The 14,976-nt window shown below is 65.9% G+C and carries 12 protein-coding genes and 1 tRNA gene; 3 read left to right on the top strand and 10 right to left on the bottom strand.

Features of this window, described 5'->3' with window-relative positions:
• Window positions 1-31: 31 nt before the first annotated feature.
• Together FHS79_RS00190 and FHS79_RS00185 are read right to left on the bottom strand one after the other, a co-directional pair.
• Window positions 32-352 (bottom strand): 2Fe-2S iron-sulfur cluster-binding protein, encoded by a 321-nt coding sequence (locus FHS79_RS00190; protein WP_184193541.1) that lies wholly within the window; start codon window positions 350-352, stop codon window positions 32-34.
• Between the two features lie 8 nt (window positions 353-360).
• Entirely contained in the window at window positions 361-1,713 is a 1,353-nt protein-coding gene (locus FHS79_RS00185; protein ID WP_184193538.1) for a cytochrome P450, read from the bottom strand.
• Window positions 1,714-1,844: 131 nt separating this feature from the next.
• On the opposite strand from FHS79_RS00185, the gene FHS79_RS00180 reads away from it, so the two are divergent.
• Window positions 1,845-2,774 carry a glutaminase gene (locus tag FHS79_RS00180; protein ID WP_184193535.1) on the top strand — a complete coding sequence of 310 codons (930 nt, stop codon included), beginning with the start codon at window positions 1,845-1,847 and terminating at the stop codon, window positions 2,772-2,774.
• On the opposite strand, the gene dnaE is transcribed toward FHS79_RS00180, so the two are convergent.
• The 4 genes from dnaE to proS are packed head-to-tail and all read right to left on the bottom strand — an operon-like array spanning window position 2,771 to window position 9,574.
• Window positions 2,771-6,274 carry a DNA polymerase III subunit alpha gene (gene dnaE, locus FHS79_RS00175; RefSeq protein ID WP_184193532.1) on the bottom strand — a complete coding sequence of 1,168 codons (3,504 nt, stop codon included), beginning with the start codon at window positions 6,272-6,274 and terminating at the stop codon, window positions 2,771-2,773. The two genes, FHS79_RS00180 and dnaE, sit on opposite strands and share 4 nt — an antisense overlap.
• 48 nt (window positions 6,275-6,322) lie before the next feature.
• Complete coding sequence (locus tag FHS79_RS00170; RefSeq protein ID WP_184193530.1) at window positions 6,323-7,021, bottom strand: ABC transporter ATP-binding protein; 699 nt, start codon at window positions 7,019-7,021, stop codon at window positions 6,323-6,325.
• On the bottom strand, window positions 7,014-8,240 hold the full coding sequence (locus FHS79_RS00165; protein ID WP_184194046.1) for a lipoprotein-releasing ABC transporter permease subunit: 1,227 nt from the start codon (window positions 8,238-8,240) through the stop codon (window positions 7,014-7,016). The genes FHS79_RS00170 and FHS79_RS00165 overlap by 8 nt, the downstream gene beginning before the upstream one ends.
• Window positions 8,241-8,257: 17 nt before the next feature.
• A complete protein-coding gene (gene proS, locus FHS79_RS00160) occupies window positions 8,258-9,574 on the bottom strand; it encodes a proline--tRNA ligase (RefSeq protein WP_184193527.1) in 1,317 nt (438 codons plus the stop codon).
• A 672-nt stretch (window positions 9,575-10,246) separates the two neighbouring features.
• Here proS and FHS79_RS00155 point away from each other — a divergent pair.
• Window positions 10,247-10,894 carry an MOSC domain-containing protein gene (locus FHS79_RS00155; protein WP_184193524.1) on the top strand — a complete coding sequence of 216 codons (648 nt, stop codon included), beginning with the start codon at window positions 10,247-10,249 and terminating at the stop codon, window positions 10,892-10,894.
• Here FHS79_RS00155 and FHS79_RS00150 read toward each other — a convergent pair.
• The 4 genes from FHS79_RS00150 to trxB form a co-directional block, all read right to left on the bottom strand.
• Complete coding sequence (locus tag FHS79_RS00150; protein WP_184193521.1) at window positions 10,842-11,867, bottom strand: lysylphosphatidylglycerol synthase domain-containing protein; 1,026 nt, start codon at window positions 11,865-11,867, stop codon at window positions 10,842-10,844. The genes FHS79_RS00155 and FHS79_RS00150 overlap by 53 nt on opposite strands.
• A 57-nt stretch (window positions 11,868-11,924) precedes the next feature.
• Window positions 11,925-11,999, bottom strand: a tRNA-Ile gene (locus FHS79_RS00145).
• A 367-nt stretch (window positions 12,000-12,366) separates the two neighbouring features.
• A complete protein-coding gene (locus FHS79_RS00140) occupies window positions 12,367-13,287 on the bottom strand; it encodes a LysR family transcriptional regulator (RefSeq protein ID WP_184193520.1) in 921 nt (306 codons plus the stop codon).
• A 24-nt stretch (window positions 13,288-13,311) separates the two neighbouring features.
• Window positions 13,312-14,280: a thioredoxin-disulfide reductase gene (gene trxB, locus FHS79_RS00135; protein ID WP_424022256.1), complete on the bottom strand. Its 969-nt coding sequence runs from the start codon at window positions 14,278-14,280 to the stop codon at window positions 13,312-13,314.
• A gap of 141 nt (window positions 14,281-14,421) precedes the next feature.
• Between trxB and FHS79_RS00130 the strand changes: the two genes are divergently transcribed.
• The gene (locus FHS79_RS00130) at window positions 14,422-14,898 is read left to right on the top strand and encodes an Lrp/AsnC family transcriptional regulator (RefSeq protein WP_184193514.1); all 477 of its coding nucleotides are present in this window, start codon (window positions 14,422-14,424) and stop codon (window positions 14,896-14,898) included.
• Window positions 14,899-14,976: the final 78 nt, after the last annotated feature.

Here is a 14,976-nt window from a genome sequence, read left to right as displayed (position 1 = left end):
CGGGAAAAATTGGTTCCCTGCTGGAACCAGATCAGTGCTGGGTTTCGGGCAACCGCAATTCGATGCCGTCGATCGCATCGCTGGCGATGATCTGGCATGCCAACCGGCTGTTGGCGGTCATGCCATCGGCGAGTTCGAGCATCGCCTCCTCGCTGTCGCTGCGCGGGCCGGTCGCTGCCAGCCAGTCATCGCCCACATAGCAATGGCAGGTGGCGCAGGCGGCATTGCCCCCGCAATCGCCATCGATGCCCGGCACATTGTTCCCCAATGCGCCTTCCATCAGATTTTCGCCATTCGCCACCTCGACAACATGCTCGGTGCGGTCGAACTCGATATATTTGATCTTGGCCATTTTCTCTCTCAGGCTGGAATGCGGACCATCATCTTCTTGTAACCCTTCACGAAGGCCGAAGGCACGCGCTCGGGCTCCTCGATCAGCTCGATCCGGTCGAAGCGCTTCAGTATCTCTTCCCACAGGATCTTCAGCTGCAGCTCGGCCAGCCGGTTGCCCACACAGCGGTGAATACCGAAGCCGAACGACATGTGCTGCCGCGGCCGCTTGCGATCGATGATGAACGCATCGGGATCCTCGATCGACCGCTCGTCGCGGTTGCCCGAGATGTACCACATCACCACCTTGTCACCCTTGCGGATGTGCTTGCCGCCGAGGATCGTGTCCTCGAGTGCGGTGCGCCGCATGTGCGCCAGCGGCGTCTGGTAGCGGATCGTCTCGCTCACCATCGATTCCACAAGTGCGGGGTTCGCGCGCAGCTTGTCATACTCTGTCGGGTTCTTGTTGAGGAAATACACACCCCCCGAGATCGAGTTGCGCGTCGTGTCGTTGCCGCCCACGATCAGCAGCACCAGATTGCCCATGAACTCCATCGGCGGCATGTTCCGCGTGGCAGGGTTGTGCGCGAGCATCGACACCAGGTCGGTCTTCGGCTCGGCATTCACCCGCTCGTTCCACAGCGCCATGAACTCCTGCAGCATGCCCATCAGGATGGTCTGCCGCTCCTCCTTGCTCGGATTGCCCGGCAGCTCGGGGTCCGAGGTCGAAATGTCGGACCAATAGGTCAGCTTGCGGCGCTGCTCCTGCGGCCAGTCGAACAAGGTCGCCAGCATCCGGCTGGTCAGCTCGATCGACACCCGGTCGACCCAATCGAAAACTTCGCCGCGCGGCAGCCCGTCGAGGACTTCCGCCGTCCGCTCGCGGATCAGCGTCTCGAAGCCGGCCAGATTGGGTCCCGACACGATCGGGTTCACCGCCTTGCGCTGCACATCATGCTTGGGCGGATCCATCGCGATGAACATCGGCATGATGAAATCCGGGTCCATGTCGAACAGCGTGATGCCACCCAACGACGCTTCGGATGAATAGGCCTGGTGGTTGGTGTCCACCGCCATGATGTCCTCCCACCGCGTCACCGACCAGAAGCCGCGGTGCCGCGCCGCGTTCACCTCGTTGAAGTGCACCGGCGCCTCGTCGCGCAGCCGCTTGAGGAACACGCCCTCGACGTCATTCTCCCACCACAGCGGGTCGGCAATATCGACCGCATCGAGCGGCGCGGTGCGCAGATATTCTGCCAGCGTCGCAGGCTCATGGTCAGGCAGATCGGGACGTTCGCGCGGCGGAAACGGCCACACCATGTTGGGGCGCGTGCGCCCGCGCGGCGGCTCTTCGGTGCTGCTGATCTCGGGCTGTGTGGCCATGTCAAAACTCCCCATGCCGGACGCAATCTGGTCTCAGTTCACAATGCGGATATACACTCCGCGCAATTCAAGCGCCACTCATATTCTGGCCAGCCTTGCGATGAAGTGCTCCACCACGCACACTCACGCCCATGCCCGATCTCGCCGAAACGCTTTCCGACATCACCGCCCGGATGCTCGCCGAGCCCGAGCGCGGACATGTCGCCGACTATATCCCCGAGCTCGCAAAGGTCAGCCCGCAGCACTTCGGCATCACCGTCATCACTGCCGATGGCCAGGAGCAGAGCGCCGGCGATGCCCATGTCCCCTTTTCCATCCAGTCGGTCAGCAAGGTGTTCGCACTGGTGGAGGCGCTGCAGTCGCACGGCGAAGCCGTCTGGGCGCGCGTCGGCCGCGAGCCTTCAGGCAGCGCCTTCAACTCGATCGTGCAGCTCGAAGCCGAAGGCGGCCGCCCGCGCAACCCCTTCATCAACGCCGGCGCCATCGCCGTCACCGATCTCATTGCTGCCGGCCACGAGCCGCGCGAAGGCATCGGCGCCATCCTGCGCCTCGTCCGCCGCCTGACCGGCGATCCCTCGATCACCGTCGATGGCGCCGTCGCCTATTCCGAAGCCGCCACGGGTTTTCGCAACGCCGGCCTCGCCAATTTCATGAAGTCCTTCGGCATCATCGCCGGCCCGGTCGGCAACACCCTCGATGTCTACTTTCATCAGTGCGCCATCGCCATGACCACGCGCCAGCTCGCTCGCGCCGGCCGCTTCCTCATGAACGCTGGCGTCTGTCCCGACAGCGGCAACGCCATCGTCACCCCCGAACGCTCCCGCCGCATCGCCGCCCTCATGCTCACCTGCGGCCATTATGATGCCAGCGGCGACTTCGCCTTCAAGGTCGGCCTTCCCGCCAAATCGGGTGTCGGCGGCGGCATCCTCGCCATCGCCCCCGGCCAGGCCAGCATCGCTGTCTGGTCCCCCGGCCTCAGCCCGCAAGGCAACAGCCTGCTCGGCACCCAGGCGCTCGAAGACCTGAGCCGCGCGATGGGATGGAACGTCTTCCAGCCCTAGCCGGAAACGACCGCCAGCTTCACCCCGCCCTCTACAGGCAACGCCTGCATCCGCTGCACCGCCGCCATCAGCTCATGGTCGAGCAGATAATCGCGCCCCAGCCGCACGCGTGCCCGCCCCGCTGCGGTATCGACTTCGGCGAGCACTTCGCCGCGCCCCTGGCCCGCCGCCGGCCCCAGCAAGGCCGCCAGCCGGTCGATCTCGAACCAGTCGCGCACCCGCACCACCAGCTCGCCCGGCGCCCGCCGCGCCATCTCGGCCAGCGATGTGGCGCCATGGATGCGCAGCCGCACCACCTCCTCGCCTTCCTTCCACACCAGCTCGGCCTGCAGCAGCACCAGCGGGTCCTCGGCCGCCAGCCGCTCCAGCCGCTCCTGCGTGTCGGGGCTCGAGCAGGTGGCGCGATACTGGCCCGATCGGTCGGACAGCGTGATCGCCAGATAGCGATTGGCCACCGCCGACAAATGCCCGCGGCGCGGCGTATTGTTGGTCGAGGTGCGCCACTGCACTTCCTCGAGCAGCCCCGCCAATGTGATCGCCTGCTTCCCCCCGCCCGGGGGTGCCGGCATTTCGGCGCATTGCCCCCAGGTCATCGCCCCCTTTGCATCGAGAAGTGCGCGCCAGGCATCGACCGGATGGCCCGAGAAGTAAAAGCCGAACGCCTCCTTTTCGGCCGCCATCCGCTCGGCCAGCGTCCATTCCTCCGCCGGCACCACCATGCCCAGTGCGGGGCCCTCCTCAAGGCCGAACAGCGCCACCTGCGCACTCTCGCGCTCCGCCGCCAGCGTCTGCGCCGTCGCCAGGATCGCCGCTGCCATCGCATGCGCCCCGGCACGGTTGGGCTCGATGCTGTCGAAGGCCCCGGCGCCGATCAGTGCCTCCAGCTGTCGCTTGTTGAGCAGCTTGGGGTCGACCCGCGCCGCAAAGTCCGACAGCGACTTGAACGGCCGGTCCCCACGCGCCGCCACCACCGCCTCCATCGCCTTGCCGCCCACGCTCTTCAACGCCGCCAGCCCGAAGCGCACATGGCCATTCTCGACCGAGAAACACGCCTGCGAACCATTGATGCACGGCGGCAGGATCGTCACCCCACCCCTTCGCGCATCCTCGACGAACGCGGCGATCCGGTCGGTATTGTCGATGTCATAGTCCATCGACGCCACATAGAATTCGGCGCGGTGGTGCGTCTTCAGCCAGGCCGTCTGATAGCTCACCAGCGCATATGCCGCAGCATGGCTCTTGTTGAAGCCATAATTGGCAAACTTCAGCACCAGCTCGAAAACCGCCTCGGCCGTCTTCACATCGATGCCGTTCGCCGCCGCCCCTTCGGCAAACCGCGCCTTTTGCGCCACCATTTCGGCATGGATCTTCTTGCCCATCGCGCGGCGCAGCAGATCGGCCTCGCCAAGGCTGTAGCCCGCCAGCTCGCGGGCGATCTGCATCACCTGCTCCTGATAGACGATGATCCCGTTGGTCTCGCGCAGGATCGGCTCCATCGTCGGATGCAGCAGCTCGACCTTCTCGCGTCCCGCCTTGCGCAGCGCATAGCTCGGAATATTGTCCATCGGCCCCGGCCGGTAGAGCGCGCCCAGCGCCACGATATCGGCGAAGCAATCGGGCCGCACCTGCCCAAGCGCGCGGCGCATCCCCTCCGATTCGAACTGGAACACCCCGACCGTGTCGCCCTCGGCAATCAGCTTGTACACAGTCGGGTCATCGACAGGCAGCCGTTCCCAATCAACCACTTGCGGTAGCAGCTTCGCCCCGCGTGCGAGCACCGAAAGCGTCTTCAGTCCCAGAAAGTCGAACTTCACCAGCCCGGCCTTTTCCACGGCCTTCATCTCGAACTGCGTCACCGGCATGTCCGAGCGCGGATCGCGGTACATCGGCACCAGTTCTGAAAGCGGCCGGTCGCCGATCACCACGCCCGCAGCATGCGTCGAGCTGTGCCGCGGCAGCCCTTCGAGCTGCAGCGCCATCTCGAGCAACCGCTTCACCTTGGGGTCCCGGTCGCGCTCGGCAATCAGCTCGGGCACGCCGTGATAGGCATTGCCGTCCTTGTCCCGCCCGATCCCCAGCGCCCGCGCCAGCGTCCAGGGGTCGGTGGGGTGGCTAGGGATCATCTTCGCCAGCCGGTCCATCTGGCCATAGGACATCTGCAGCACGCGGCCGACATCCTTCACCACCGCGCGCGCCTTCATCTTCCCGAAGGTGATGATCTGCGCCACCTGCTCGCGCCCATAGAGCGCCTGCACATGGCGGATCACCTCCTCACGGCGAACTTCGCAAAAATCGATGTCGAAGTCGGGCATCGAAACACGGTCGGGATTGAGAAACCGCTCGAACAACAGCCCATTGGCAAGCGGATCGAGGTCGGTGATCTTCAGCGCCCATGCTACCACCGACCCTGCCCCCGAGCCACGCCCCGGCCCCACCGGCACCCCCTCGCCCTTCGCCCAGCCGATGAATTCGGACACGATAAGGAAGTATCCGGCAAACCCCATCGAGCGGATCACCGCCAGCTCATACGCCAGCCGCTCGGCATAAGGCACCGCCGCCTCGCCCTCGATGCCGAGCACGCCCAGCCGTTCCGCCAGCCCGGTCTCGGCTTCGGCCACCAGCTGCAGTTCCTCCGCCACCGCATCGCCCGCCCGGCTCGGCAGGATCGGCTTGCGCGACGGCGCCATCACTGCACACCGTTGCGCCACCGCCACGCTGTTCGCCACCGCCTCGGGCAGATCGGCGAAAAGGCTCCGCATCGCATCGGCGGATTTCAGCCAATGCTCGGGGTTGGAGCGCGGCCGGTCCTCGGCGTCGACATAGGTGCTGCCGGCAATGCAGAGCAGCACGTCATGCGCCTTGTGCCCATCGGCCTTCAAAAACTTCACCGGATTGGTCGCCACCAGCGGCCAGCCCCGCGCATTCGCCAGCGCCAGCAACCCCGCCTCGCCGCGCACCTCCGCCGGATCGCCCGAGCGGCTGATCTCGACGTAAAGCCGCCCCTCGAACAGCCGGCCCAGCGCATCCGCCGCCGCATCCATCGGCTGCCCCTCGCCGGCAAGCCGCGTCAGCCAACCCTCGGCACCCCCGGTCAGTGCAATCAGCCCCTCGGTGCGCCCTTCCAGCTGCGCCAGCGTCAGCAGCGGCGCCTCATGGCCATCGGCATCGAGGTGCGCGGCACTCACCAGCCGCACCAGATTCTTGTACCCGTCCATGTCCTGCGCCAGCACCGGCAGCCAATCCACAACGGGCCGCGTCAGCGCAGTTCTCGTCAGCGGCCGCTCGATCGGCAGCAACGCCCCCATGATAGGCTGCACCCCGGCATCCTTGGCCGCCGCCGACCAGTCCATCGCGGCAAACATGTTGCCCCGGTCGCAAAGGGCCGCCGCCGGAAACCCCGCCTTGCGGCACGCCTTGGCCAGCGCCTCGGGCTGCACTGCCCCTTCGAGCATCGAATAAGCGCTGTGCAGGCGAAGAGGGACGAATCCGGCATGGGGCATGGCCCGACTATGCCGCAGCCCCGCCCCGCCCGCCACCACGGCCAGCCACTAACTTGTGGATATTCCCTCAGCCACCGCCAGCCGGCCCTCGTGAAGCCGCACCACCCGGTCCATTTTCGCGGCAAGCACCTCATTGTGCGTCGCCACCAGCGCCGAGCTCCCCTGCCCGCGCACCAGCGCCAGAAATTCCGCCAGAACCTTCGCCGCGGTTGCCTCATCCAGATTGCCCGTCGGCTCATCGGCAAGCACCAGCAGCGGCTGGTTGACCAGCGCCCGCGCCACCGCCACCCGCTGCTGTTCGCCCCCCGAAAGCTGTGAAGGCCGATGCGTCAGCCGCTCCCCGAGCCCCAGCGACGACAAAAGCGTTTCCGCCCGCGCCCGCGCATCGGAATCGGTCCGCCCCGCCACCAGACCGGCAAGCAGCACATTCTCGGCCGCCGAAAAATCCGGCAGCAGATGGTGGAACTGATACACAAACCCAAGTTTCTCGCGCCGCACCCGCGTCCGGCCGGGGTTGTCGAGGCTCTCCACCCGCTCGCCGCCGATGCTGATGGCCCCTTGAAACCCGCCCTCGAGCAGCCCCACCGCCTGCAGCAACGTCGATTTGCCCGATCCGCTCGGCCCCAGCAGCGCCACGATCTCGCCAGGCGCAATCGCCAGGTCGACGCCTTTCAGCACCTCGATCCGCGTCCCCCCCTGTTCGAAGCTGCGCGTCAACCCGCGCACATCCAGCACCGCCTCACTCATAGCGCAGCACCTGCACCGGATCGGTATTGGCAGCCTTCCACGCCGGATACAGCGTCGCCAGGAAGCTCAGCACCAGCGCCAGCACCACGATGCCGATCACCTCGAAAGGGTCGGTCCGGCTCGGCAGCTCGGTCAGATAGCGCACCGAAGGGTCCCACAGATTGGCTCCCGTCAGCGCCCCCACGCCGGCCACGATACTCTCGCGAAACGCCAATATCGTCATCCCCAGCCCCAGCCCGAGCAACGTCCCCAGCCCGCCGATGATCGTCCCCACGGTCATGAACACCCGCATCAGCGCCGCGCGCCCCGCTCCCATCGTCCGCAGAATCGCGATGTCGCGCGATTTGGCGCGCACCAGCATGATGAGCGAACTCAGGATGTTGAACACCGCTACCAGGATGATGATCGAAAGCACCCAGAACATCACCGTCCGCTCGACCACAAGTGCCGAAAACAGCGCCGAATTGGTCGATTTCCAGTCGGCAATCACCCCGTCCTGCGCCACCACCGCCTGCAGCGGCTGCAGGATCTGCCCCACCCGGTCGGGGTCGTTGGTCTCCAGCTCGACCATGCCCACAGCGTCGCCCAGCCGCATCAACAGCTGCGCATCCTCCACCGGCATCACCACGAACGCCTTGTCATATTCGAAGATCCCCACCTCGAACACGGCACCGATCCGATACGCCACGATCCGCGGCACCGTCCCGAACGGCGTCGATTCACCCGCCGGGTTGATGAGCGAAATCTCGTCGCCCACCCGCGCGCCCAAATTCTCCGCCAGCCGCGCACCGATCGCCACCGTGCCGCTCCCCGGCACCAGCCGGTCGAGCGAGCCGGCGCGCACATTGTCCGCCATCACCGCATTGCCCTTGATGTCGGCCACCCGCTGCCCACGCACCAGCACGCCCTCGACGCGCCCCTGGAAGCTCCCCATCAGCGGCTGTTCGATCAGCGGCGTCGCACTCGTCACCCCGGGCAGCTTGCGCGCCGCATCCGCAATCGCCTGCCAGTTCTCCAGCTTGCCACCATAGCCCTGCACCACGGCGTGGCCGTTCAGCCCCAGAATCCGGTCGAAAAGCTCGGCCCTAAAGCCGTTCATCACGCTCATCACCGCAATCAGCGCCGCCACCCCCAGCGCCACCGCCACCAGCGAAATCGTGGCGACCAGGAAGATGAACCCTTCGCCCTTGCCCGGCATCAGATAGCGCCGGGCGATCATCCGCTCATACCGTGTGATCATGCCAGCAGCCGAGCCACCGCGTCCGCCATCGGCAGCTCGGTCTTCTCGCCCGTCGCCCGCCGTTTCAACTCCACCACACCGTTCGCAATGCCCTTGGGCCCGACCACCAGCTGCCACGGCAGGCCGATCAGGTCGGCGGTGGCAAACTTCGGCCCGCCACGCTCGTCGCGGTCGTCATACAGAACCTCCACGCCGTTGGCGGTCAGCTCGGCATAAAGACCCTCGCACGCCGCAAGGCACGCCGCATCGTCGACGCGCAGGTTGATCAGCGCCACCTTGAACGGCGCCACCGCATCGGGCCAGACGATACCGGAAGCATCATGCCGCGCCTCGATGATGGCACCCAGCAGCCGCGACACGCCGATGCCATAGCTCCCCATCAGCGGCGTCACCGGCTGGCCATCGGAGCCCTGAACGGTCACGCCCATCGCCTTGGTGTACTTGTCGCCGAAATAGAAAACTTGGCCCACCTCGATGCCCTTCGACGTCTTCAGCCGATCGCCCGCCGCCGCTTCCGCTGCAAGGTCACGCTTCTCGTCCGTCGCTGCATAATCGGTGTTCAACCCACTGATAGAGTGTTCCAGCGCGTCGGCATCATCGGCATCGACAGCGCTGGTGTCGCGCGCCGCCAGCCAGGCTTCGTCATAAAACACATCGCTCTCGCCGGTCGGCGCCAGCACGATGAACTCATGGCTCAGGTCGCCACCGATCGGTCCGGTGTCCGCCTGCATCGGGATCGCATCAAGGCCCATGCGCGCAAAGGTGCGCATATAGGCGATGAACATGCGATTATAGCTGTGCTTCGCCGCGGCAAAATCCAGGTCGAAGCTATAGGCATCCTTCATCAAGAACTCGCGCCCGCGCATCAGCCCGAAGCGCGGCCGCACTTCATCACGGAATTTCCACTGGATCTGGTAGAGGTTGCGCGGCAGGTCGCGGTAGCTCTTCGCGCCATTCTGGAAAATCACCGTGAACAGCTCCTCGGCGGTCGGTGAAAACAGCATTTCGCGGTCGTGCCGGTCCTTTATCCGCAGCATCTCCGGCCCATACGCCTCATACCGCCCCGATTGCCGCCACAGGTCGGCGGACTGGATCGTCGGCATCAGCACCTCGATGGCGCCGGCGCGGTCCATCTCCTCGCGCACGATTCCCTCGATCTTCGCCAGCACCCGCAGCCCGAGCGGCAGGAACGCATAAATGCCCGCTGCCGTCTGGCGGATCATCCCGGCGCGCAGCATCAGCTGGTGGCTCACCACCTGCGCCTCGCCCGGGGTTTCCTTCAGGATCGGCAGAAAATAGCGGGACAGGCGCACGGGGAGACAATCCTTGGTTCGCGGCTGCAGGATCGGCAGCCCTCGCCGCGGCTCTCGCATGGCGCGCGCCGACAGGCAACGGGGGCAATCTGCAGTCGACCCCTGTTGCAGATCGGCCACAGACTGATGGCAACCATGCCGATAAACATTTGAAGGACATGACAGAGTGCCGCAGCAGGCGTAAGTTGCAGAAACGAACCGGGTGTCAGCCAGGGTTCGGGGATCCGCAGGCCTGAAGATGCGCAACAGCATCACGGGCTCGCGACACCGGGGTGCGGTGCCCATGGGGGCATGACGGCACCGCCCCCGCAGTGCCATGGCTCCCTTGCCGGAGCCGTCTGTGTAAACGCTCGTCAAGTGCAGGCGCCCGGGTCTGACCCGGGCGCCTTGCTTGTTCAGGGTCCACCGCCGAGAATCAAGACGGCCGAGAATTTACACGGCCGAAAATAAGAAGGGCCGAACATCAGAAGGGCCGCCAGTCGCCCGGCGGCCCTTCCCATTGTTCATCCGTCCACGAAGGGCGGTGTCCTTCTCAGGCAGTCACGACTCCGACCGTGATCACCAGCGCCTTCATTCCGGTGTTGAGACAATGAGACATTGGATCACCTCCTTTCGTGTTGTTGATACTGCCAGGAAGTGTCAGACAATCGCGTGATGATTGCAAGCGGCACAATGGCACAGGTCCGGCTCGGCCGGCCGGAACTTCTCGACCCCGAGTCTCCGAAAAAGGCCATCACGGCGTTTCGCAAGCAGCCCACCACCGGCCCAGTCAGGGTGCACGCGCTCGGACTGGAGGGGGATACCCAGGTCAACCGCCGCTGGCATGGCGGCCCCGACAAGGCCGTCTACAGCTATCCGCTCAGCGGCTACGCCGGCTGGATCGCCGACCTGCCCGCCCTTGCCGCACGCTTCGTGCCGGGCGGCATGGGGGAGAATCTCTGCATCGACGGCCAGGACGAAGCCATCATCTGCATCGGCGATGTCATCCGCGCCGGCACCGCCACGCTCCAGGTCGCGCAGATTCGCGAACCCTGTCACACGCTGGCGCAGGTCGTTGGCACGCCCAAGGTCGCACGCGCCATGGTGCGGTCGGGGCGCAGCGGTTGGTATTGCCGGGTGATCGAGCCGGGCACCATCACCGCCGGCGACGCGCATGACGTGATCGAGCGCCCCAACCCAGGCTGGACGATGCTGCGCTTCAGCCGCTTCAGCGGCGGCGGCAAGCTTGCGGCCGACGAACTGGCCGAGCTCAGCCGGCTCCCGGGCCTCACGCCCGATTGGCAGGTGCGGGCGGCGAAGCTGCTCGCCGCTCGCGCCTGAGCTTTCGCACGGCATTGGCTTCCATCACCGCAATCACAACCAGCCCGAGCAAAAACGGGATGAAGGTGTAGATCAGCCGGAACAGCGCCACCGCCGCCAGCACCCCAGCCTTGTCGGCATCGGGCATCAGGCTCACGACCACGATCTCGAACACCCCCAGCCCGCCCGGCGCATGGCTCAGCGCGCCGATCACCATCGCCACCGCATAGATGGTGAGGAAGGTGAGCAGATCCGGCGTCCCCGGCACCGCCAGCAGCAGCAGGAACAGCGCCCCGCCAGCAAAGGCCAGGTCGATGGCGCCGATGACGATCTGCAACAGCGTCTCGCGGCCATCGGGGATCGTGAAGGCATAGCGGAGGATGCGGAACTCGCGCCGCCACACCGTCGCGAGCAGCAGATAGGCGAAGGTCCCGGCAAGCAGCGCCAGCCCGGCCAAATGTTCAAACCCCGCCGGCGCAAACTCGCGGAAGGGTGCGGAAAGGTCGGGTGCCGCCAGCAGGCCAACGCCCGCCACGAACACGATGCCCAGCCAGAAGGTCCAGCCGCACAGCAGGATGATCATGGCGATATCCGCCGCCTTCACCCCGGCGCGGGTATAGATGCGGTAGCGCACCGTGCCGCCCGTCAGCACCGTCACCCCAAGCGTATGGCTCATCGTGAAGCTGGCAAAGCTCGCCGCCGCCAGCGTCGGCCAGCCGATCGTGTAGCCGAGATGCCGCGTCGCCAGCCAGTCATAGCCCACCAGCACCACATAGGAGATCGCCGCCGACACCGCTGCCGCCACGATCAGATGCACCGGCGTGGCACGCACTTCCGCCATCACATCGGCAATCGTCACCTGGCCGGCAATCTTGCTCAGCCCCCAGGCACCCAGCGCCAGCACCAGCAGCCCCAGCGCCACGCCGAACCATTGCTTCAGCCCGACACGCGGCTTCGCAGCGTCCGCAGCCACCGCAGCGTCGCGCGTGCTCATCGCTGGCTGAAGAGGGTCCGACAGATGCAAAATCCCGAAAAAAACCGCGTGACAAGCTGGTGGGCCCGGAGGGATTCGAACCCCCAACCAAGCCGTTATGAGCGGCCGGCTCTACCGTTGAGCTACAGGCCCTTCCAGGTGCTGCAATCGCCTAGCCCATCCGACCTGCCACCCGCAACTGCCGACATGTCGCCGGGGTGATGAAGCACAAACAGAAAAGGGGCCGGGCCTGCGACAATGCGCAGGCCCGGCCCGATCTATGGCCTGACACAAGGGGCTCCGGGGGGGGGTGGAGCGGCAAGTGCCAGACCGGGAACCGTCCGCGGGGGGGAGTGCGGTCCGGTTCCACGCTGGGGCCACCGAGGGGGGGAGGTTGGCCCGAGCGCAGCGCTGTCTCTCGACAGCCACCCCCTCCATATGCCGATCGCGCCGCTTATTGTGCAGCGCACAAAAACACAACCCAGCTATGCGTCAGGCGCATACCCCTTGCGACATTTGCTCACAGGCTGAGTGCTCGCCGATCGATATCGAGGCTCGCGGCGTTCATCCGCGCGGCCAGGAAGTCGCGCAGCGCCGCCACCCGCAGAGAGCGGCGCAACTCTACAGGGTAGGTGAAAAACGTCCGGAAAACCGGGCCTTCGAGCTCCGGCAGCACGATCTGCACCTTGCCCGAAAAGCGGATGAGATAGGTCGGCAGTGCGGCGATGCCCGCCCCCGCCTCCACGGCCTGCAGAACACCAAGGCTGTTGTTGATCGAAAGTGCGGGCACCCGCGGCGCATGCTCATGGCCCAGCGACAGCGCCCAGTTGATGCCCTTCAGCACATCGGGTGCGGTCTCGCCATAGGCCAGCAGCCGGTGCGCATCGAGATCGGCAATGGTCTTCGGCTCGCCATGCTTCGCCAGATATTCGGGCGAGGCGCACAGATAGTGGCGGATCGCATAGAGCGGCTTCTGCACAAGCTCGCTCTGCAGCGGCGGGTGGAAGCGCACCGCCACATCGGCCTCGCGCTTCGCCAGGTCGAGATCGTCATCGGTCAGCATCAGCTGCACGGCAATGTCGGGGTAGATATCGAGAAAATCGCCGATCTGCCGCGCCAGCCAGGTCGAGCCGAAGCTCACCGTTGTCGTCACCCTGAGCTCGCCCGTCGGCCGGTCGCGCGACGCGTCGATCGCCAGTCGCGCGCGCTCGAGCCGGTCCTGCATGTCGTGCGTGGCAGCGCGAAGCTGCTCGCCCTCATGCGTGCTCGCCAGCCCGCGCGCATGGCGGTGGAACAGCTTCGCGCCGATATCGGCCTCGAGAGCGGCAATCTGGCGGGAGAGGGCCGGCTGGCTCATGTGCAGCCGCCGCGCCGCCTCGGTGAAGCTGCCGGCTTCCGCAACCGCCTCGAAAAGCCGCAGCTTCTCCCAGTCCAGGTTCATGCCGCTTCCCCCAAAACCCCCGGCTCAGGCTGCAGCGGCCTCGGCCTCCGCAAGCTCATCGGCACCATGCGCGATAAACCGCTCGGCCTCCAGTGCCGCCATGCAGCCCATGCCCGCCGCCGTCACCGCCTGCCTGTACTGCTTGTCGGTCACATCGCCGGCAGCAAACACCCCCGCCACCGAGGTCGCGGTCGAATCGGGCGCCTTGATGATATAGCCCTCGTCATCCATCGCCAGCTGGCCCGCAAACAGCTCCGTCGCCGGCACATGGCCGATCGCCACGAACAGCCCGTCGACCATCAACTCGCGCCGGCTGCCATCGCGCGTATCCTCGAGCACCACGCCATCGACCCCACCCTCGCCGATCACATCGGCCACTTCGGCGTGCCAGTGCAGCACGATCTTGGGGTTGGCGAACAGCCGCGCCTGGTTGGTCTTGTCAGCCCGAAGTTCACCACGCCGGTGGATCAGATGCACCGAGCTCGCAAAATTGGTGAGGAACAGCGCCTCTTCCACCGCCGTATTGCCGCCGCCGACCACCGCCACCGTCTTGCCGCGGAAGAAGAAGCCATCGCAGGTCGCGCACGCCGAAACTCCGAAGCCGCGCAGCCGCGTCTCGTTCGGCAACCCCAGCCAGCGCGCACTGGCGCCGGTGGCAATCACCAGCGTTTCGGCCAGATACCGCGCCCCCGAATCGCACTCCACCGCAAACGGCCGCCGCGACAAGTCCACACTCGTCACCATGTCGGACACCAGAACCGCCCCCACATGCCGCGCCTGTTCGGCCATCCGCACCATCAGGTTGGGCCCGAGCACGCTCACATCGCCCGGCCAATTCTCCACATCCGTGGTGATCGTCAGCTGCCCGCCGGGCTGCATCCCCTCGATCAGCACCGGGTCCAATGCCGCCCGCGCCGCATAGATGGCGGCGGTATACCCCGCCGGCCCCGAGCCGATGATCAACACTTTCACTTGGGCTGCGTCTGCCACAATCCTGCTCCCGAAATTCTGAGAGCCGAGACGTAATGCAGTCACGCGCAATATTCACCCCCCTTCCCTGCGCCACGCGCACTCTTGCGCATTCGGGCAACATTATTATGGATGTTTGCAATAATGAGTCATGGAGTTGCTGAAATGCACCGCTCACGTCTGCCGATCGATGATATCGATCGCGTCATCCTTCGCCACCTTCAGGCCGAAGGCCGCATCACCAACGTCGACCTCGCCGAGCGCGCCGGGTTGACCGCCCCGCCGTGCCTCCGCCGCGTCCGCGCACTGGAGGAAAACGGCACCATCCGCGGCTATCACGCCGATCTCGACGCCCAGTCCTTGGGTTATGGGATCACCGTCTTCGCGATGGTCAGCCTCAAGTCCCAGGCCGAAGCCGACCTCAAGATATTCGAGGAGCATATGGCCGCCCTGCCCCAGATCCGCGAATGCCACATGCTCAACGGCGAGATCGACTTCATCCTCAAGGTCGTCGCGCACGACCTGCAGGAGTTTCAGCGCTTCCTCACCTCGGAGCTGACACCGGCGCCGAATGTGGAGAGTGTGAAGACGAGTTTTGTGATCAGGACGTCGCTGACGCGGCCTGGGGTGCCGGTTGATTGAGCGCAGCGCGGCGCGAGATTAGCGGAGCTAATCTCCGACTCGCGCACGCTCGGCCGGCGAGGCGCACGGCGGAGCCGA

The sequence above is a fragment of the Polymorphobacter multimanifer genome, from assembly GCF_014205635.1.
GTDB classification, from domain to species: Bacteria; Pseudomonadota; Alphaproteobacteria; order Sphingomonadales; family Sphingomonadaceae; genus Sandarakinorhabdus; species Sandarakinorhabdus multimanifer.
Note: the sequence above shows the minus strand (reverse complement) of the source record. Positions and strands in the feature narration are given on the sequence as shown.

What these genes read in the sequence shown, in the direction of transcription:
- FHS79_RS00190 (WP_184193541.1), bottom strand. Translation starts at nt 352, where the DNA reads ATGGCCAAGATCAAATATATCGAGTTCGACCGCACCGAGCATGTTGTC.
- FHS79_RS00185 (WP_184193538.1), bottom strand. Translation starts at nt 1,713, where the DNA reads ATGGCCACACAGCCCGAGATCAGCAGCACCGAAGAGCCGCCGCGCGGG.
- FHS79_RS00180 (WP_184193535.1), top strand. Translation starts at nt 1,845, where the DNA reads ATGCCCGATCTCGCCGAAACGCTTTCCGACATCACCGCCCGGATGCTC.
- dnaE (WP_184193532.1), bottom strand. Translation starts at nt 6,274, where the DNA reads ATGCCCCATGCCGGATTCGTCCCTCTTCGCCTGCACAGCGCTTATTCG.
- FHS79_RS00170 (WP_184193530.1), bottom strand. Translation starts at nt 7,021, where the DNA reads ATGAGTGAGGCGGTGCTGGATGTGCGCGGGTTGACGCGCAGCTTCGAA.
- FHS79_RS00165 (WP_184194046.1), bottom strand. Translation starts at nt 8,240, where the DNA reads ATGATCGCCCGGCGCTATCTGATGCCGGGCAAGGGCGAAGGGTTCATC.
- FHS79_RS00155 (WP_184193524.1), top strand. Translation starts at nt 10,247, where the DNA reads ATGGCACAGGTCCGGCTCGGCCGGCCGGAACTTCTCGACCCCGAGTCT.
- FHS79_RS00150 (WP_184193521.1), bottom strand. Translation starts at nt 11,867, where the DNA reads ATGAGCACGCGCGACGCTGCGGTGGCTGCGGACGCTGCGAAGCCGCGT.
- FHS79_RS00140 (WP_184193520.1), bottom strand. Translation starts at nt 13,287, where the DNA reads ATGAACCTGGACTGGGAGAAGCTGCGGCTTTTCGAGGCGGTTGCGGAA.
- FHS79_RS00130 (WP_184193514.1), top strand. Translation starts at nt 14,422, where the DNA reads ATGCACCGCTCACGTCTGCCGATCGATGATATCGATCGCGTCATCCTT.